The 17,083-nt window shown below is 66.1% G+C and carries 16 protein-coding genes; 9 read left to right on the top strand and 7 right to left on the bottom strand.

The window, feature by feature from the left end; all coding sequences use genetic code 11:
- Positions 1-9 precede the first annotated feature (9 nt).
- Together lpdA and aceF are read right to left on the bottom strand one after the other, a co-directional pair.
- Complete coding sequence (gene lpdA / locus M9902_RS06585; RefSeq protein ID WP_297221662.1) at positions 10-1,845, bottom strand: dihydrolipoyl dehydrogenase; 1,836 nt, start codon at positions 1,843-1,845, stop codon at positions 10-12.
- A 143-nt stretch (positions 1,846-1,988) separates the two neighbouring features.
- Complete coding sequence (gene aceF / locus M9902_RS06580) at positions 1,989-3,365, bottom strand: dihydrolipoyllysine-residue acetyltransferase (protein WP_297221660.1); 1,377 nt, start codon at positions 3,363-3,365, stop codon at positions 1,989-1,991.
- 126 nt (positions 3,366-3,491) lie between these two features.
- Between aceF and M9902_RS06575 the strand changes: the two genes are divergently transcribed.
- The 3 genes from M9902_RS06575 to M9902_RS06565 all read left to right on the top strand — a co-directional run bounded on the left by M9902_RS06575 (position 3,492) and on the right by M9902_RS06565 (position 6,184).
- Complete coding sequence (locus tag M9902_RS06575) at positions 3,492-3,680, top strand: hypothetical protein (RefSeq protein WP_297221658.1); 189 nt, start codon at positions 3,492-3,494, stop codon at positions 3,678-3,680.
- Positions 3,681-3,752: 72 nt separating this feature from the next.
- Entirely contained in the window at positions 3,753-5,552 is a 1,800-nt protein-coding gene (locus M9902_RS06570) for an endonuclease (RefSeq protein WP_297221655.1), read from the top strand.
- 149 nt (positions 5,553-5,701) lie between these two features.
- Positions 5,702-6,184: a YajQ family cyclic di-GMP-binding protein gene (locus M9902_RS06565; protein WP_297171394.1), complete on the top strand. Its 483-nt coding sequence runs from the start codon at positions 5,702-5,704 to the stop codon at positions 6,182-6,184.
- Here the strand turns inward: M9902_RS06565 and M9902_RS06560 are convergent.
- Both M9902_RS06560 and M9902_RS06555 read right to left on the bottom strand, forming a co-directional pair.
- Positions 6,174-6,893 carry a 16S rRNA pseudouridine(516) synthase gene (locus M9902_RS06560; RefSeq protein WP_297221653.1) on the bottom strand — a complete coding sequence of 240 codons (720 nt, stop codon included), beginning with the start codon at positions 6,891-6,893 and terminating at the stop codon, positions 6,174-6,176. The two genes, M9902_RS06565 and M9902_RS06560, sit on opposite strands and share 11 nt — an antisense overlap.
- The gene (locus M9902_RS06555; RefSeq protein WP_297221651.1) at positions 6,890-7,930 is read right to left on the bottom strand and encodes a class I SAM-dependent methyltransferase; all 1,041 of its coding nucleotides are present in this window, start codon (positions 7,928-7,930) and stop codon (positions 6,890-6,892) included. Before M9902_RS06555 ends, M9902_RS06560 begins: the two co-directional genes overlap by 4 nt.
- Before the next feature lie 64 nt (positions 7,931-7,994).
- On the opposite strand from M9902_RS06555, the gene M9902_RS06550 reads away from it, so the two are divergent.
- Together M9902_RS06550 and M9902_RS06545 are read left to right on the top strand one after the other, a co-directional pair.
- Complete coding sequence (locus M9902_RS06550) at positions 7,995-8,270, top strand: DUF3297 family protein (RefSeq protein ID WP_297221649.1); 276 nt, start codon at positions 7,995-7,997, stop codon at positions 8,268-8,270.
- A 71-nt stretch (positions 8,271-8,341) separates the two neighbouring features.
- Positions 8,342-8,902, top strand: coding sequence for a DUF3016 domain-containing protein (locus M9902_RS06545; RefSeq protein WP_297171401.1), 561 nt, complete (start codon positions 8,342-8,344; stop codon positions 8,900-8,902).
- Positions 8,903-9,032: 130 nt separating this feature from the next.
- On the opposite strand, the gene M9902_RS06540 is transcribed toward M9902_RS06545, so the two are convergent.
- On the bottom strand, positions 9,033-10,139 hold the full coding sequence (locus M9902_RS06540; protein ID WP_297221647.1) for a diguanylate cyclase: 1,107 nt from the start codon (positions 10,137-10,139) through the stop codon (positions 9,033-9,035).
- Positions 10,140-10,275: 136 nt separating this feature from the next.
- Between M9902_RS06540 and M9902_RS06535 the strand changes: the two genes are divergently transcribed.
- The 4 genes from M9902_RS06535 to M9902_RS06520 all read left to right on the top strand — a co-directional run bounded on the left by M9902_RS06535 (position 10,276) and on the right by M9902_RS06520 (position 13,484).
- A complete protein-coding gene (locus tag M9902_RS06535) occupies positions 10,276-11,523 on the top strand; it encodes a histidine kinase (protein ID WP_297221645.1) in 1,248 nt (415 codons plus the stop codon).
- Positions 11,516-12,289, top strand: coding sequence for a LytTR family DNA-binding domain-containing protein (locus M9902_RS06530; protein WP_297221643.1), 774 nt, complete (start codon positions 11,516-11,518; stop codon positions 12,287-12,289). Before M9902_RS06535 ends, M9902_RS06530 begins: the two co-directional genes overlap by 8 nt.
- Positions 12,290-12,312: 23 nt before the next feature.
- The gene (locus M9902_RS06525) at positions 12,313-12,684 is read left to right on the top strand and encodes a hypothetical protein (RefSeq protein ID WP_297171407.1); all 372 of its coding nucleotides are present in this window, start codon (positions 12,313-12,315) and stop codon (positions 12,682-12,684) included.
- Between the two features lie 173 nt (positions 12,685-12,857).
- Positions 12,858-13,484 carry an ACP phosphodiesterase gene (locus M9902_RS06520; RefSeq protein WP_297171409.1) on the top strand — a complete coding sequence of 209 codons (627 nt, stop codon included), beginning with the start codon at positions 12,858-12,860 and terminating at the stop codon, positions 13,482-13,484.
- Here the strand turns inward: M9902_RS06520 and M9902_RS06515 are convergent.
- Together M9902_RS06515 and M9902_RS06510 are read right to left on the bottom strand one after the other, a co-directional pair.
- Positions 13,435-13,641 (bottom strand): hypothetical protein, encoded by a 207-nt coding sequence (locus M9902_RS06515; RefSeq protein ID WP_297171411.1) that lies wholly within the window; start codon positions 13,639-13,641, stop codon positions 13,435-13,437. The two genes, M9902_RS06520 and M9902_RS06515, sit on opposite strands and share 50 nt — an antisense overlap.
- Positions 13,642-13,949: 308 nt before the next feature.
- Positions 13,950-17,081 carry an efflux RND transporter permease subunit gene (locus tag M9902_RS06510; RefSeq protein WP_297221640.1) on the bottom strand — a complete coding sequence of 1,044 codons (3,132 nt, stop codon included), beginning with the start codon at positions 17,079-17,081 and terminating at the stop codon, positions 13,950-13,952.
- Positions 17,082-17,083: the final 2 nt, after the last annotated feature.

Raw genomic sequence — 17,083 nt, 5'->3', positions numbered from 1 at the left:
GCAGCGTGCTCAGCGCTTCTTGGGGATATACAGGTCGGTGATCGAGCCGTCGTAGACCTCGGCCGCCATCCCCACCGACTCGCCCAGGGTCGGGTGCGGGTGGATGGTATGGCCGATGTCATGGACTTCGCAGCCCATTTCGATGGCCAGCGCGACTTCCGAGATCAACTCGCCGGCGTGGACACCTACAATCCCGCCACCGATCACGCGATGACTGTCTTCATCGAAGATGAGTTTGGTGAAACCTTCGGTGCGCGCCAACCCAATCGCACGCCCTGACGCCGCCCACGGGAACTTGCCCACGCCGACCTTCAGTCCCTTGGCCTTGGCTTCGGTTTCCGTCACGCCGACCCAGGCGATTTCCGGGTCGGTATAGGCCACGGACGGGATGACCCGCGCCACCCATTCCTTCTTTTCGCCAGCCGCCACTTCCGCCGCCAGCTTGCCTTCGTGGGTGGCCTTGTGCGCCAGCATCGGCTGGCCGACCAAATCACCAATCGCGAAGATATGCGGCACATTGGTGCGCATCTGCGCATCCACCGGGATCAGGCCGCGCTCGCCCACCGCGACACCGGCCTTGTCGGCATCCAGCTTGCCGCCGTTGGCGCTGCGCCCCACCGAGACCAGCACCCGGTCGTAAATCTTGCCGTCTGGAATCGATTCGCCTTCAAACGAACAGGCAATGCCGTTTTTCTGCGCCTTGGCATCGACCACCTTGGTCTTCAGATGCACCGCCACGCCCTGCTTCTTCAAGCGGTCGGCCAGCGGCTTGACCAGATCAGCATCGGCACCCGGCATCAGCTGCGGCATGAACTCGACCACGGTGACATCGCTACCCAGCGCGCGGTACACCGTCGCCATTTCCAGCCCGATGATGCCGCCGCCGACCACCAGCAGTTTCTTCGGCACCTCGGCCAGATTCAGCGCATCGGTGGAATCCATGATGCGCGGGTCGTCCCACGGGAACGCCGGCAATTTCACCGGCTGGCTGCCCGCCGCGATGATGCAATGGGCAAAGCGCAGCAGCTGGGTCTTGCCGTCGCTGCCGGTGATTTCGAGCTCATTCGCTGAAATGAATTTCGCCACGCCCTGCACCGTGCGCACCTTGCGCTGCTTGGCCATGCCGGCCAGGCCCTTGGTCAGCTGGCCGACCACGCCGTCCTTGTAGCCGCGCAGTTTGTCGATGCTGATTTTTGGCTTGCCGAAATCGACGCCATAGTCGCCTGCATGCGCCGCCTGCTCGATCACGTCCGCCGCATGCAGCAGCGCCTTGGACGGGATGCAGCCGACGTTCAAGCAGACCCCGCCCAGGGTGGCGTAGCGCTCGATCAGCACGGTATCGAGGCCGAGGTCGGCACTGCGGAAGGCGGCGGTATAGCCGCCGGGGCCGGCGCCGATCACTACCATGCCGCATTCGATATCGGCCTTGCGTCCGCTGCCGGCAGCCGCCTGCGGCGCGGTGGTTTCACTCCCTCTCCCTCCGGGAGAGGGTTGGGGTGAGGGCTGGGTTGGGCGTGAAGACTCGGCCGCGCCCTCACCCCCGGCCACTCTCCCGGAGGGAGAGGGGAGAACAGCTTCGGTCGCCACTTGCCCGGAGGGAGAGGGGAGCACGGCATCGATCACCGCGATCACGCTGCCTTCCGACACGCTATCGCCCAGCTTGACCTTCAGCGCCTTGATCACGCCATCAGCCACCGCCGGCACTTCCATGGTGGCCTTGTCTGATTCCAGTGTCACCAAACCTTGATCTTTCTTGACCGTATCGCCCACCGCGACCAATAGCTCGATCACCGGCACATTGTCGTGTCCGCCGATGTCCGGGACCTTGCTTTCGATGTCTGCCATTTCTGGACCCTCATTCGTAGGCTTTCATGTGGCCGTCCATGGCGCAGCCATGCCGGCTTCGGATCGTCCTGCCCGGCCATCCGTGGCCGGGCGCTCACCGGAGCTGCGCGGCAGTGCCGCGCAACGCACGCTCCGGTTCGCCCTTACAGCATGGCCCGACGCAGGTCGGCCAGCAGTTGCCCCAGGTAGGTGGTGAAGCGCGCCGCCGCGGCGCCGTCGATCACGCGGTGGTCGTAGGACAGTGACAACGGCAGCAGCAGGCGGGGCTTGAATTTCTCGCCGTTCCAGACGGGTTTGATCTCGGATTTGGACACGCCGAGGATCGCCACTTCCGGCGCATTGATAATCGGGGTGAACTTGGTGCCGCCGATCCCGCCCAGCGAGCTGATGGTGAAGCAGCCGCCCTGCATTTGCTCGGGCTTGAGCTTGCCGTCGCGCGCCAGCGCCGCCAGCTCGCCCATTTCGCGTGCAATCTGCGCCACGCCCTTCCGGTCGGCATCGCGCAGCACCGGCACCACCAGCCCGTTCGGGGTGTCGGCAGCGAAGCCGATATGGAAGTACTGCTTGAGGACCAGGTTGTCGCCGTCGAGCGAGGCATTGAAGGTCGGGAATTTCTGCAACGCCGCGACGCTGGCCTTGATCAGGAACGCCAGCATCGTCAGCTTGCCGGCCTTGCCCGCGGCGATGGCTTTCGCGTTCTCCTCGTTCACCGCCACGCGCAAGTCTTCCAGCGCGGTGATGTCGGCTTCGTCGAACTGGGTGACGTGCGGGATCATCGCCCAGTTGCGCGCCAGGTTGGCCCCGGAAATTTTCTGGATCCGCGACAGCGGCTTGCTTTCGACCGCACCGAATTTGGCGAAATCCACCTTTGGCCAAGGCAGCAGGTTGAGCCCGCCCACGCCACCGCCCGTCGCCTGAACCGGAGCGCCGCCACCGGCCAGCGCCGTCTTGACGAAAATTTGGACGTCTTCCTTGCTGATGCGACCGCCGCGGGCACTGCCCTTGACCTGGGCCAGATCCACGCCCAGCTCGCGGGCGAACAGGCGCACCGCCGGGCTGGCGTAAGGCACCTTGGCCGGCAGCACGGCATCGGCTTCAAACCGCATCGGCGGGATGCCGGGCTGGCCGGGCTCGGCCACCGGTGCCAGCGCCGGTACCGGGGCACCACTTTCCACCATCACCACCGGTGGAACCGGAGCGGCAGGCGTCGGGGCCGGCGCTGCGACTGCCGCGGGCGCGAGAGCCGGAGCCGCCACCGGCGCTGCGGCAGCGGCTGCTTCGGTCACTTCGATGATCGCCACCAGGGTCCCTTCGGAAACGGTGTCGTCCACCTTGACCTTGAGTTCCTTGACCACGCCGTCGAACGGCGCCGGCACTTCCATCGTCGCCTTGTCGGACTCCATGGTGACCAGACCCTGATCCTTGGAGACCGCATCACCCGGTTTCACCAACAGTTCGATGATCGGCACATCGCCATGTCCGCCAATGTCGGGGACGCGCACTTCTTTCAGTTCAGCCATGAGGAGCTCCTCGAAGTCATCCGCGCCATTGTCTCGCCGACCGGGAGCAGGCACAAACTGCAACGCAACAATTCCAATAATTCATCCGGGTAAATCAATAAACAACTCAATCATTGTCGAAAAACAATGGATATCACGCTTGTGAAGGTGGTTTTATCCCCGGCAAAACAGGACATCGCAGAAAAACTCCATGATGCGATTTCGATTCGGCTTGCGCGACATCGCCGCGCCCAAGCGCAGCTGACGACTTCACCACCACATGAATTTTGCAAACTCTGTCACAATTACGGCGCAGACCGGACGATCGGGGAATGATTCGACCCGGGCCTGCCCTCCCCCGCGACGCCATGCCATTCCTTCCAATCAACCCATCCGTGAGGTTGCGTCATGCGTCTTGCCTGTTTTTCCTTGCTTGCCGTGCTCGGCCTGGTCACCGCCAGTCCCGCGCGTGCCGATGTGTTCATCAACGAATTCCATTACGACAACGCCGGCAGTGATGCCTCCGAGAAGATCGAGGTCATGGCGCCCGCGGGCACCAATCTTTCCGGCTGGAGCGTCGTGCTCTACAACGGCACGGATGGCAAACGCTACGCAACGCTGCCGCTGTCCGGCACCGTCGCCAACCAATGCAACGGTTACGGCACGGTGGCAGTGGCGGCGACCGGGATCCAGAACGGCGCGCCTGATGGCTTCGCCCTGGTCGATGCCAGCGGCGCCTTGGTCCAGCTGTTGAGCTATGAAGGCATCTTCACCGCCACCGATGGTCCGGCCAGCGGCCACGCCAGCACCGCGATCCCGCAGTCGGAAACTTCGTCCACCGCCTCGGGCACCTCGCTGCAGCTGGCCGGCAGCGGCAGCCGCTATGCGGACTTCACCTGGCAGGCGTCGCGCGCCAGTTCCTTCGGCGCCTGCAACAGCGGGCAAACGCCCACCGGCGGCGGCAGCGGTGGCGGCGGCGGCGGGGGTGGCAACGTGCTGCAGAACGGCGTGCCGGTCACCGGCCTGTCTGCGGCCACCGGCAAGAGCCTGACCTGGACCCTGGCCGTCCCCGCCGGCGCCAGCAACCTGAACTTCACCAGCAGCGGCGGCAGCGGTGATGCCGACCTGTACGTGCGTTTCGGCAGCGCCCCGACCACCAGCAGCTACGACTGCCGTCCCTACAAGACCGGCAACAACGAGAGTTGCAGCTTTGCCACGCCGCAGGCCGGCACCTGGTACGTCATGCTGCGCGCCTATGCCGCATTCTCCGGCACCAGCCTGACCGGCAGCTTCACCGCGCCCAGCGGCGGTGGCGGTGGCGGCGGAACGGGTGGTGGCAGCGGTGGCACGTATTACAACGGCATCGACAGCTCCAGCGCCGCATCGCTGCGTTCCGGCCTGCACGCCCTGATCGCCCACAGCACCAAGATCCCGTATTCGGCCAGCACCACCGACACCTGGAACGCCTTGGATTTTGCCGACGAGGACCCGCTCGATTCCAGCAGGATTCTCGACGTCTACAAGAACACGGCCTATCCGAAGGCCGGCGGCGGCAACAATTACTACAACCGCGAACACACCTGGCCGAACTCCTACGGCTTCTCGGTCGATGGCCCCAGCAACTTCGCCTACACCGACCTGCACATGCTGATGGCCTCCGACATCGGCTACAACAGCGCCCGCGGCAACAAGCCGTACGGCAACTGCAACGCCAGCTGCGTCGAGTATCCGACCGCCGCCCACAACGGCCGCGGTGGCGGCAGCGGCGTGTTCCCGGGCAATTCCAACTGGACCAACAATTCGATCTGGCAAACCTGGAAGGGGATGAAGGGCAACGTGGCGCGCGCCGTGCTGTACATGGACATCCGCTACGAAGGCGGCACCAATGCCGATACCGGCTACGCCGAACCCGACCTGCGGCTGACCGACAACGCCTCGCTGATCGTCAACACCAACGGCAACGCCTCGGTGGCCTACATGGGCCTGCTGTCGGTGCTGCTGCAGTGGAGCCAGGAAGACCCGGTGGATGACTACGAGCGGATGCGCAATGACGCCGTGCAGACCTATCAGGGCAACCGCAATCCGTTCGTCGATCATCCGGAATGGATCGCCTGCATCTACCAGAACGTCTGCCCGCAGGGGGTCGCCCCGGCCCTGCGCAGCGTTCGCGCAGCGGGCAGAGCCGCGCCGCGTCGGCCAGGCAGGTAATCGTTCCGCATGCTTCGGGCCCGGCCAAACACCGGACCCGAAGCCCATTTCGAACCCGGGATTCCGCGCCCGCCACTGCCTTCCGATCAGGAACCGCAGGGCCGGCGCGGGTATCCTGAGCACCGACCCAATTTTCCAGGTGCTGCGCCATGCCTTCCTTCGACATCGTTTCCGAAGTGGATATCCACGAGCTGACCAATGCCGTGGATCAGGCCAGCCGCGAGCTGACCACGCGCTTTGATTTCAAGGGCGTGGACGCGAAGTTCGTGCGCGAGGACAACCTCATCACCCAGTCCGCGCCCAGCGATTTCCAGCTGCAGCAGATGACCGAGATCCTGCGCGCGCGCCTGATCGCACGGAAAATCGACGTGCGCTGCCTGGAGTTCGGCGACATCGAGACCAACCTCGCCGGTGCGCGCCAGAAGATCACCGTCAAGCAGGGCATCGAACGCGAGCTGGCGAAGAAGATCCAGGCCGCGATCAAGGACGCAAAGCTGAAGGTGGATTCCCAGATCAACGGCGACAAGCTGCGCGTCACCGGCAAGAAACGCGATGACCTGCAAGCGGTGATGGCGCTGCTGCGCGGGCAAACCTTCGAACTGCCGTTGCAGTTCGACAACTTCAGGGATTGAGCACCGCGTCCGTCGCAAGCAGCCTTGCGCGTGCCGCGGCGTCCAGCGCGAGCCACTGCCCTTGCGGCAGATCATCCAGCGCCAGCCCGCCGATCCGCTCCCGATGCAGCTCCGCCACATGGTTGCCGAGCGCCGCGAACATCCGCCGCACCTGGTGGTAGCGGCCTTCGTGCAAGGTCAGACGCGCGCGGCATGGTGCCATCACCTCAAGCTCCGCCGGCAGCAGCGGCGTCTTTTCGCCATCCAGCAGCAGCGTGCCGCTGGCGAACACGGCCGCCTCATCGCCGCGCAGGTTCTGCGCCAGCGTGGCCAGGTAGACCTTCGGCAGCTTCGACTTCGGCGCGATGATCCTGTGCAGCAACTGGCCGTCATCGGTCAGCAGCAACAGGCCGGAGGTGTCGCGGTCCAGGCGTCCCACCGTCGACAGCTGCGGCTCCCGCAGGCGGTAGCGCGGCGGCAACAAGTCGAACACCACGCGCCCCTGGTCCTTGGTCGAACAGGTGTAGCCGGTGGGCTTGTGCAGCATCAGCAGCAGTCCGGGCGGCGGATCCAGCGGCTCGCCATCGATGCGGATGTCGGCGTGCTCGGCTTTGTCGTCGGCATACAGCACCTCGCCGGCGGCGTCGGTGATGCGGCCTTCGCGAAACAGCCATTGCACCTGCTTGCGGCTGCCGTAGCCGAGATTGGCGATGTGCTTGACCAGCCTCATGCCTTCAGCGCCTGCACGATCTTGAAGCCACCCTGCTGCTGCACGGCCCGCACGCTGGCAAACCCGTTCGCCAACGCCTCTTCGTAGGGCAGATGTCGATTGGCGACCAGCCACAGGCTGCCGCCGGGATTCAGTGCCGCGGCGGCGGCGGCGATGAAGGCGCGACCGATGTCCGGCCGTTCGCCGCGACCCAGAGCATGGAAGGGCGGATTGCAGACGATGGTATCGAAACGCGCATCGACGCCGGCGGCGACGTCCTGCCAATGCGCATGCACCGGCACCCTGGCGGTGGCGAGATTGCGCTGCGCCAGCGCCAATGCCCGCGCATCGGCTTCGTACATATCCAGCGACTGCACCTGCGGGCAACGCGCCAGCACCTGCAAGGACAGATAGCCCCAGCCCGCGCCGAAATCGGCGACACGGCCGCGCAGCGTGTCCGGCAAGGCGGCCGCGAGCAAGGCGGAGGCCGGATCGATGCGATCCCAGGCGAAGATGCCGGGGCGACTGAGGAAACCTCCGCCCGGCACGTCTTGCGTCAGGATCTTGCGCGGCGCATCCAGCAATCGCCATTGTTCCAACAGCGCCGCATTGAACGTACTGTCAGACGACGTCCAGAAGACTCGGCAATGGTGCTTGCCCAGCGTGGCGACGCTGCCGACCAGCTGTTCCAGATCGGCCTCGCGCGACTTCGCCCCTTCGTCATTGGCGACGGCAGCGACGACGCGACCACCCGGCGCGACCGCCGCGCAGGCCTTGGCCAGCAGCGCCCGCGCCTCCTCGCGCTGACGCGGCGGCAACACCAGCACCAACGGGAAGGTAGCCTCCGGCAAGGCATCCTCATCGAGCAGTTCGATTCCCGCCCGCTGCAAACTCTCCGCCTCGGGCCGGAACGGCTGGCTGGCGACGAAGCCGCGCCCATGCCCGGCCACCCCGGCGCGCGCGCGCAGGAGCAAGGCCTGCGACGACCACGGCAACAGGCCGTTGGCGAAGGGATGCAGCAGGGCGGCAAGGACGGGATCGTGCGTGGGCGTAGGCATCGGCACAGTCTAGTCGGCACAAGCGGGTATCCTGTCAACCTTGTTCCCACGTCAGCACGCTCCGATGACCGACAGCCACGCCACCCCGCCCGACCGCCTTTCCAACGATCCGCGCAGCAAGTTCCACGACGAAGCCCTGCTGGAGCGCGGCATCGGCATCCGCTTCAACGGCAGCGAACGCACCAATGTCGAGGAATACTGCATCAGCGAAGGCTGGATCCGGGTGCAAGCCGGGCGTTCGCTGGACCGCCACGGCATGCCGATGACGCTGAAGGTGAAGGGCAAGGTCGAGGCCTGGTTCAAGGACGAAGCCGGGGAAGACGAAACCGCAGCTGACTGAGCCGCGCGGCGTTCAGCATGCAGCGCGTGATGCTGCGGCAGACTGGCCGCAGTTCTGGACAGAGCACACCCATGTCCCCGCGCATCGCTTCCCTGTTCCTCGCTCTGACCCTCGCTTCCGGCGCGGCGTTCGCCGCCGGCGGCGACATGCTCGCCAAAGATGCTCCGCGCGCCTTGCCGGTCTCCGGCCCGGTCTCGGTCGCCTGGTCGGATCCGGCCAAATTCAGCGAGATTACTTCCAGCGGCAATCGCAACGCCGCCGCACGCGGCGATTGGCTGGTCCAGCTGGCAACCTACCTGCGCAAGCGTGCCGACCAGCGGATCGCGCCCGGCAACCGCCTCGAACTGACCATCCTCGACATCCAGCGCGCCGGCCGCTACGAACCTTGGCGCGGACTGTCCAGTCAGGACACGCGGGTGATCCGCAGCAACTATGCGCCATTCATGGTGGTGAAATTCCGCGAGCTGGATGCCAGCGGGAGCGTGGTGGCCGAAGGCGAACGCAGGATCACCGACCCGGCTTTCCTGGTCGGCTCCGGCACGCTCAACAACGGTGACCCGCTGCGCTACGAAAAGCGCATGATCGACAGCTGGCTGCGTCGGGAATTCCCGGAGACCGTCGCGGCACGTTGAACCCGCCGTTTGCCGTATGGATGAAGCCGCATGCGGGCGGCTTCGTTGTCTTGCTGGCCCGAACGCCAACCCGCAGCCGCCGCCTGTCGCGGAACTTGTTCGAGATGGTCCTCACGAGCGTGAACCGAACTCACGCTCCGCGCAGAAGTCGAACCTGATTGCGACCCTGCGCCTTGGCAACATACAAGGCGCGGTCGGCTTCGGCCAACAGCTGCTCCGGCGCCTGCATCGGATCCGGAATCCGGCTGGCAACGCCAACGCTGACGGTCAGGTGCGGCCCGACCGGAGATGCGGGGTGCGGACGCGCCAATTGTTCGACGGCAGCCCGCAAGCCTTCCGCAGAAGCAAGCGCCGCCTGCACACCTTTCCCCGGCAGCAGCAGCACCAATTCCTCACCGCCGAAACGGGCCGCCAAGCCGCGGGCTTCGGCATGCCGTTGGCAGAGGCTGGCCAACTCGCGCAGGCATTCATCGCCGTACAAATGGCCGCAGGCATCGTTCAGGGCCTTGAACGCATCGACGTCGATCATCAGCAAGGCCAGCGGCTGTCGTGCTTTCCCCAGCTGCTGCCATTGCCGCTGCAACTCCGCGTCGAAGTGGCGGCGATTGGCAATGCCAGTCAATCCATCGATCATCGACAACTGCTCCAGCTTGCCGTTGGCGACCTGCAAGGCATCGGCCAGGCGCGCGAAGTGGATCGCCCCGGCCACCAGATCGGCGACGGCATCGAACACCCGGCAGACCTCGGCGTCGAAGAAATCATGCTGGGTCGATTCGAGGTTGAGCACGCCGTGCATGCGCTGGCGATGGCGGATCGGCACCAGATATTCGCTGCGCACCTCGGCATTCCCCGCCACGTAATCAGGATCACGATCGACATCATCGATCAACTGAACAGCACCAGTGCGCGCGCAGCGGCCGGCACAGCCGCGCGACACCGGCCAGGCGCCCTCCGAAGGCAGCGGCGACAGGGTGAACTCGCCGGCATAGACCTCGTTGACGAAGTGGGTACCGGCGTCATCCAGCAGGATCACGCTGGCGATCGCCACCGGCAGCTCGGCCACCAGGCATTCGCAGATCCCGCGCATCAGCGCGTCGAGGTTGTCGCCCTGCAAGGCCTCGCGGGCGATACGCACGAGGATGCGATTGAGGACGGCGCTGCGCGTGATCGCGTCCCGTCCTTCCCACGGGACGGGAGCGCTCTCTCCGGCCTGCTTGTCTGCCGCACCCTGGCCCATGCGTCGTCCCCTCCGCCGCAGTCTACCCCCGGCCGGGCCGCCTTCGTCGCCGCCGGCGCCGGTTCCGTCGCAATCCCCTTTCACCCTGCGCCAGCATGACTATGCTCGCAACCATCTTCCCAGCGACACTGCCCGCATGTTCAAGCGCCTGTTCTTCCTCCTGCGCATCACCATCACCTGGGGCTTGGCGGTCTCGCTGGTCGTTGGCATGTATTCCAGCCTGCCGCTGATCGGCAATTTCGAACTGCCGGCGGTGCTGTTCGGCTTCGGCACCATGGGCCTGGTGATCGCCGGCGCGTTCTCGCATCTGCATCGCGTCAAGTTGGTAGCCGGCCGGATCGACAACGAGACGCTCGACAACCGCCAGAAGCGGCTGATCGAAATCCCGCTGGAAGCCGGTGAGGCCTTCGATCTGGTCGATGCCGCGATCCGCGAACTGCCGGGCGTGTCGGACGTGCGCAGCGCCCGCGACAGCCTGCAAGTGCGCGCCAAGGTGGCGCGCCCGCAGCTGTACGGCGAGCCGCCGCTGCGGCGCTGGAACCCGTTGCTGTGGTTCGCGCCGGAGCACAACCAGTTGCAGGCCACCGTGCTGCCCGCTGGCGACAGTGGCCGCGTGACCCTGATCTGCGAACCGGAAAGCCCGGCCTGGCGCGACTGGTTCCTGGTCGATGACGGCATCAATTACGAGAACGCCGAAGCCATCTCGCGCGCCATCACCCGCCGCATCGGCGAGCGCCGCCGCAGCGAACAGGCCAGCGCCACGCAGACCGCCACCGAGAAGGAACTCAGCGAGGCCAGGCTGCACCTGCTGCACGCGCAGGTCGAGCCGCACTTCCTCTACAACACCCTCGCCAGCGCGCAACTGCTGACCCGCAGCGATCCGGCCCGCGCCGAGGCCATGCTCGGCCATCTGATCCAGTACCTGCGCCGCTCGCTGCCCAATGCCGAGGACGAGATGTCCACCCTCGGCACCGAGTTGGAGCGCGCGCTGGCCTACCTCGAAATCCTGAAGATCCGCATGGGCGAGCGCCTCAATGTGCAGACCGACATCCCCGACGAGCTGCGCGCGACGCCGCTGCCGGCGATGATGCTGCAAACCCTGGTGGAGAATGCGATCAAGCACGGCCTGGAACCGCGCACCGGCGGCGGTACGGTGTGGCTGCGCGCCCGCCGCGACGATGCCGGGGTGGCGGTGACGGTGGCCGACGATGGCGATGGTTTCAACAGCAAGACCAGTGGCACCGGGATCGGCCTGAAGAACGTGCGCGAACGCCTGCGCCTGCGCTACAACGGCGCGGCCAATCTGTCGGTCGCCGCCAATTTCCCGCGCGGCGTTGCCGCCACCCTCACGGTTCCCGCTTCCGGAGCAGCCTCCCATGCATGACGCCCCCAGCTGCATCGTGGCCGAAGACGAAGCCTTGCTGCGCCAAGCGCTGGTGAGCGAACTGGCGCGCGCCTGGCCGGCCCTGCGCATCCTCGCCGAATGCGAAGACGGTGCCAGCGCGATCGACGCACTGGCCGAACACCAGCCCGACGTCGCCTTCCTCGACATCCGCATGCCCGGCCTGACCGGCCTGGAAGTTGCCGCCGCCGCCGCCGAAGCCAGCCCGCGCACGCGCATCGTCTTCGTCACCGCCTACGACCAGTACGCCATCGATGCCTTCGACCGCGGCGCGATTGATTACCTGCTCAAGCCGGTCAAACCGGAACGGCTGGACGCCACCGTCGCCCGCCTGCAAGCGCAGGACAGCTTGCCCGACGCGGCGGCATTGGCTGCGCTGCTGGACAAGCTGGGCGCGCTGTCGAAGCCGGCCGAGGCGACGGAACCGCTGACCTGGTTGACCGCCAGCGCCGGCCGCGAAACCCGCCTGATCCTGATCGACGACGTCGCCTATTTCCGCGCTGACCAGAAATACACCACCGTGGTCACCGCCGAAGGCGAGTCCCTGCTGCGCACCTCCCTGCGCGAATTGCTGCCCCGACTGGACGGCAACATCTTCAAACAGATCCATCGCTCCACGATCGTCAATCTCAAGGCCATTGCCGGCATCACCCGCGACGACACCGGCCGCGGCACGGTGCGGCTCAAGCAACGGCCCGAGACCCTAACCGTCAGCCAACCCTTCATGACCCTGTTCAAGCACATGTGAGGCAGCCCGTGATCGACCTCGGCATGACCAAGCTCATCGCTCTCCTGCAGTTCCTGCTCGCACTCGGCGGCTGTTCGCTGGGCGCCACCCAGTACAGCAGCCACATCTCCAACGGCCTGCGTGACGTGCTGATCAGCAAGGCCCAGGTGCAGGACGGCGTGGCCCGCTTTGACTGCAAGGCCAGCGACAGCGGCTGGTGCCACTACACCGTCTACCCCGAGGCCTGCGGCGGCGGCAGGGACTGCGCACTGGCACCGCTGCAACGTTTTGCCGTCGCGCGCGGCGAGAGCCGTCAGATCGCCGGCCTGCGCGACTTCAAGCTCTGCGTGAGCCTCGACGACACCGCGCTGGGGCCGGACTGCCAGCCGATGGTTGCACGGGAGCCGGCGCGCTGAGCAGATCAAGTGAGCGCGATAAGCGCATCACCGGCACTACAAACAGCAAGGCCCGCAGCGATGCGGGCCTTGGGCGTTATGGGCGGTCAGGATGCGAATCAATTCGGTAAGCCGAACGGGAAAGGAATGGACACAGGATCAATGACTCTGACCCCATCGATTACAGTGACCCCATGAACTACCTCGCCCACGCATGGCTGGCGCGGCATTCGGATGACGCCATCCTCGGGCAGCTGCTCGGGGATTTCGTGCACGGGCAGCAAGCGTTGCTGGATTGGCCGCTGCCGGTGCGCAGCGAGATCGTGCGCCATCGCTGGATTGATCGATTTACCGATGCCCATCCGGCCGTGGTCGAAGCGCGCTCGCGTTTCGGGCCACTGCGCCGGTATGCCGGGATTGCGCTCGACGTGTATTTCGACCACTGCCTCGCGCGCGATTGGGAACGCTGGAACGCGTCGCCGCTGGACGCCTTCACTGCGCGGGTCTATCGCGTGCTGGCGGCACGGCAAGCCGAGCTGCCACCACGCCTGGCGGCGATGGCGCCGCGCATGGCCGCGCAGGATTGGCTGGGCTCCTATCGCCAGCGCCACAGCGTCGATCGCGCGGTGCGGGGCATCGCCACCCGGCTGTCGCGCAATGGCGATCGGCTGGTGGCCTGCCTGGAGGTCCTGCATCGCGAGCGACCGGCGCTGGAAACTGCCTTCCTGACACTCTTCCCGGACCTGGTGACCGCATCCGGGACCACACAGCTCAACGAAACCGGAACAGCGGGCGGACGTTCGGGACGTAGCTGCTGGTGACGCCGTAGCTGCTGCTGCGGCCGTAGCCGAGACCGAAGCCGCGATCGCTGTCGAGGTCGGGGATGAAGGAGGCGATCAGGGCGCTGACCTGGGTACGGACCTGGCGCTGGGTCAGGACGTTGCGGGCGCGGTTGCGGGGTTTGGCTTGGGCGTTCATGGTGTTCTCCGTTAGTGGTGTGGTAGTAATGTAGCACACCAAATCAAGAACGAACCTGCCGAAAGTCATGCCCCCCGAATTTGGGGTGATTCAGTCAGCCATCGTTCAGGAATCCCGATCGGGCATCTGGGGAGCCGGATCAGGACACCCAGGCGAAGATCAGCTGGAGGAAATCAGGGCACGCAAGCCAGGCGGCGCCGGACACCCTGGCCATCATCGCCGCGGGCACGGCTGCCCGAACCGCCTGCCCTGCATCGCGATCACCTCGCAGCAGGCGTACAGCCCGCACGCATCCACGCCCTCGTGGTCTAGGCGTGCCCGCCCGCCTGCGGCGTCTGCGCTTCCAGTGTCTCCAGTTCGTGCGCCAGCGCCTCCGGCGAATGCGTGTACTTGGCCAGCAAGGCGTAGAAGGCCGGTACCACGAACAGCGACAGCAGGGTCGAGAACGACACGCCGAACACGATCACGATCCCGATCGTGGCGCGGCTGGCCGCACCCGGGCCACCGAAGATCACCAGCGGCAGGGCGCCCATCACGGTGGCGATCGAGGTCATCAGGATCGGCCGCAGGCGAATGGTGGAAGCCTCGATGATGGCCTCATGGATGCTGCGGCCGGCATCGCGCAACTGGTTGGCGAATTCCACGATCAGGATGCCGTTCTTGGCGGCCAGGCCCACCAGCATCACGATGCCGATCTGCGAGAACAGGTTGAGCGTGCCTTGGGTCAGCCACAGCCCGAGCAAGGCACCCAGCACGCCCAGCGGCACGGTGAGCATGATCACCAGCGGATGCAGGAAGCTCTCGAACTGCGCCGCCAGCGCCAGATACACGATCAGCAGCGCCAGCGCAAAGGTCACCAGCACCTCGCCACCCGACTGCTGCATCTCGCGGGATTCGCCCTTCCAGCTGATCTGCGCATAGTCGGGCAGGCTGGCGCGCGCGGTCTGCTGCGCCCACGCCACCGCGTCGCCGAGGGGATACCCTTCCGCCAGCCGCGCGCTCAGGGTGATCGAACGCAGCCGGTTGAAGCGGTTGAGCGTGCCCGGCTCGGCGATTTCATGCAGGCTGACCAGGTTGGCCAGCGGCACCAGGCCATCGCGACCATGCACCTGCAAGGCATCCAGCGCGGCCACCGAATCGCGCCCGGCGCGGTCGGATTGCAGCATGACGTCGTATTCCTCGCCGTTGTCGACGAAGGTGGTGGCGCGAATCCCGCCCATCATCGTTTGCAGCGCGAGCCCGATATCGGATGCGGACACGCCAAGATCGGCGGCGCGCTGGCGATCGATCACCACGCGCATCTGCGGACGGGTTTCCTTGTAATCGGAATCCGGGCCGACGAAGCCGGGATTCCCGGCCATCTTCGCCAGCATGATGTCGCGCCACTGCGCCAATTCCTTGTAGTCGGGCCCACCCAGCACCAGCTGGAACGGTTGGCCGCGGGTGCGTACCAGCCCACCACCGACCATGGTGCGCACGCGCACGCCGGTCAGGCCCGAAAACTTGCGCTCCAGCTCGCTGGCCAGTTCGGCGGTGCTCTTGTCGCGTTTGTCCCAAGGCTGCAGGAAAATCATGCCGCGCCCGGTGTGCATCTCCTCACTGGCACCGAAGCTGCCTGGCACGCGCGGGTTGGCGCGCAGGATCGGTTTGCCCGGTCCGGTCTGGGTGGCGAGGATCGCCTCGACCTGCTTCATCTGCGCCACGGTGTAATCAAACCCGGCACCTTCGGGCCCTTCCATGCTGAGCATGAAGGAACCACGGTCCTCGGCCGGCGCCAGTTCGCTGGGCAGGGTCTTGAACAGGGCCAGCAGGCCGACCAGCGCCATCAGCATCAAGGCGCCGAAAAGCCAGACCCGATGGACGTGGCGATCCAGCACCCGCCGATAGCCGTCGGCCAGGCGCTGGAAGCGGACGTTGAGCCAGACGCTGGCGCGATTCTCATGGACCGCATGCGGGCCGGCGTGCGGGCGCAGCAGCTTGGAGGCCAGCATGGGGGTCAGGGTCAGCGCGACGAAGGCGGAAATCGCCACCGCCGCGGCCAGCGCCACCGACAGCTCGCGGAACAGCCGCCCGGTATTGCCCTGCAGGAACCCGACCGGCAGGAACACCGCGATCAGCACCGCGGTCGTGACCAGCACCGCGAACCCGACCTGGTGGGTGCCGCGCCGCGCGGCGACCAGCGCCGGCTCGCCCAGATCGACGCGGCGCTGGATGTTTTCGACCACCACGATGGCGTCATCCACCACCAGCCCGATGCACAGCACCAGCGCCAGCAAGGTCAGCAGGTTGATCGAGAAGCCGAACGCATACAGGGCGATGAAGGACGCGATCACGCACACCGGCACCGTGACCGCCGGAATCAGCGCGGCGCGCACGCTGCCGAGGAACAGCCAGATCACCAGCAGCACCAGCGCGATGGCTTCCAGCAGGGTTTCGTAGACGCGCTCGACGGAGGCGGAGATGAAGGTGGTGCTGTCGTAGGCGACGTAGATGTCGGTGCCGGCCGGCAGGGTCGGGCGGATCCGATCGGCCGCGGCCTTGGCTTCTTCGGCTACTTCGAGGCTGTTGGCGGTCGAGGTCTTGACGATGCCGATGCCCATCGCCGGTTCGCCGTTGCTGCGGTAATAGGCGCGGCGCTCGGCCGATTCCAGCGCCACCCGCGCCACGTCGCCCAGCCGCACCACGTAGCCGTCGCTGCCCTTGCCCAGCGGCATCTGCGCGAACGCCTCCGGCGTGGTGTAGTCACGCGCCACCCGCAGGATGAAATCGCGGTCGGTGGACTCGATCCGGCCCGCGCCCAGTTCGACGTTTTCCGCCCGCAGCGCGCGTTCGACGTCCGCCGGCGTCAGCCCGCGGGCGGCGAGTCGATTGCCGTCCAGCCAGATCCGCATGGCATAGCGCTGGCTGCCGCCGAGGAAGACCCGGGCCACGCCCTGCAGGCTGGAGAAACGATCGACGAGGTAGCGCTGCGCATAGTCCGACATCTGCATCTGGTCCATGCTGCTCGAACGCAGGTTGAACCAGATGATCGCGTCGGAATCGGCTTCGACCTTGGTGATCTCGGGCGCGCGCGCCTCGTCTGGCATGCGGTCGGCGACCCGGCTGACGGCATTGCGCACGTCATTGGCCGCCGCTTCGATGTCGCGGCTGGCGTAAAACTCGATGCTGATGCGGGAACTGCCGTTGCGACTGTTGGAATCGATGGTGTTGATGCCCTCGATTCCCGCCAACACATCCTCCAGCGGTTTGGTGACGCGGGTTTCGACCACGCCGGCGGAGGCGCCCGGATAATCCACCTGCACCGAGACGATCGGCGGATCGATCGCCGGCAGCTCGCGCAGGGTCAGCCGCAGGAACGACATCAATCCCAGCACGACCAGCAGCAGGCTCATCACCACGGCCAGCACCGGCCGTTTGATCGAAAGATCGGACAGCCGCATGG

Origin of the sequence: Thermomonas sp. (assembly GCF_023953935.1) — a bacterium.
In the GTDB taxonomy this organism is placed as follows: Bacteria; Pseudomonadota; Gammaproteobacteria; order Xanthomonadales; family Xanthomonadaceae; genus Thermomonas.
The sequence above is the reverse complement of the archived record's forward strand: the minus strand, read 5'-3'. Positions and strand labels throughout refer to the sequence as shown.

What these genes read in the sequence shown, in the direction of transcription:
- M9902_RS06540 (WP_297221647.1), bottom strand. Translation starts at nt 10,139, where the DNA reads ATGGGCCAGGGTGCGGCAGACAAGCAGGCCGGAGAGAGCGCTCCCGTC.
- M9902_RS06520 (WP_297171409.1), top strand. Translation starts at nt 12,858, where the DNA reads ATGAACTACCTCGCCCACGCATGGCTGGCGCGGCATTCGGATGACGCC.
- M9902_RS06565 (WP_297171394.1), top strand. Translation starts at nt 5,702, where the DNA reads ATGCCTTCCTTCGACATCGTTTCCGAAGTGGATATCCACGAGCTGACC.
- aceF (WP_297221660.1), bottom strand. Translation starts at nt 3,365, where the DNA reads ATGGCTGAACTGAAAGAAGTGCGCGTCCCCGACATTGGCGGACATGGC.
- M9902_RS06575 (WP_297221658.1), top strand. Translation starts at nt 3,492, where the DNA reads ATGGATATCACGCTTGTGAAGGTGGTTTTATCCCCGGCAAAACAGGAC.
- M9902_RS06530 (WP_297221643.1), top strand. Translation starts at nt 11,516, where the DNA reads ATGCATGACGCCCCCAGCTGCATCGTGGCCGAAGACGAAGCCTTGCTG.
- M9902_RS06570 (WP_297221655.1), top strand. Translation starts at nt 3,753, where the DNA reads ATGCGTCTTGCCTGTTTTTCCTTGCTTGCCGTGCTCGGCCTGGTCACC.
- M9902_RS06525 (WP_297171407.1), top strand. Translation starts at nt 12,313, where the DNA reads ATGACCAAGCTCATCGCTCTCCTGCAGTTCCTGCTCGCACTCGGCGGC.
- M9902_RS06515 (WP_297171411.1), bottom strand. Translation starts at nt 13,641, where the DNA reads ATGAACGCCCAAGCCAAACCCCGCAACCGCGCCCGCAACGTCCTGACC.
- M9902_RS06510 (WP_297221640.1), bottom strand. Translation starts at nt 17,081, where the DNA reads ATGCGGCTGTCCGATCTTTCGATCAAACGGCCGGTGCTGGCCGTGGTG.
- M9902_RS06535 (WP_297221645.1), top strand. Translation starts at nt 10,276, where the DNA reads ATGTTCAAGCGCCTGTTCTTCCTCCTGCGCATCACCATCACCTGGGGC.
- M9902_RS06555 (WP_297221651.1), bottom strand. Translation starts at nt 7,930, where the DNA reads ATGCCTACGCCCACGCACGATCCCGTCCTTGCCGCCCTGCTGCATCCC.
- M9902_RS06545 (WP_297171401.1), top strand. Translation starts at nt 8,342, where the DNA reads ATGTCCCCGCGCATCGCTTCCCTGTTCCTCGCTCTGACCCTCGCTTCC.
- M9902_RS06560 (WP_297221653.1), bottom strand. Translation starts at nt 6,893, where the DNA reads ATGAGGCTGGTCAAGCACATCGCCAATCTCGGCTACGGCAGCCGCAAG.
- lpdA (WP_297221662.1), bottom strand. Translation starts at nt 1,845, where the DNA reads ATGGCAGACATCGAAAGCAAGGTCCCGGACATCGGCGGACACGACAAT.
- M9902_RS06550 (WP_297221649.1), top strand. Translation starts at nt 7,995, where the DNA reads ATGACCGACAGCCACGCCACCCCGCCCGACCGCCTTTCCAACGATCCG.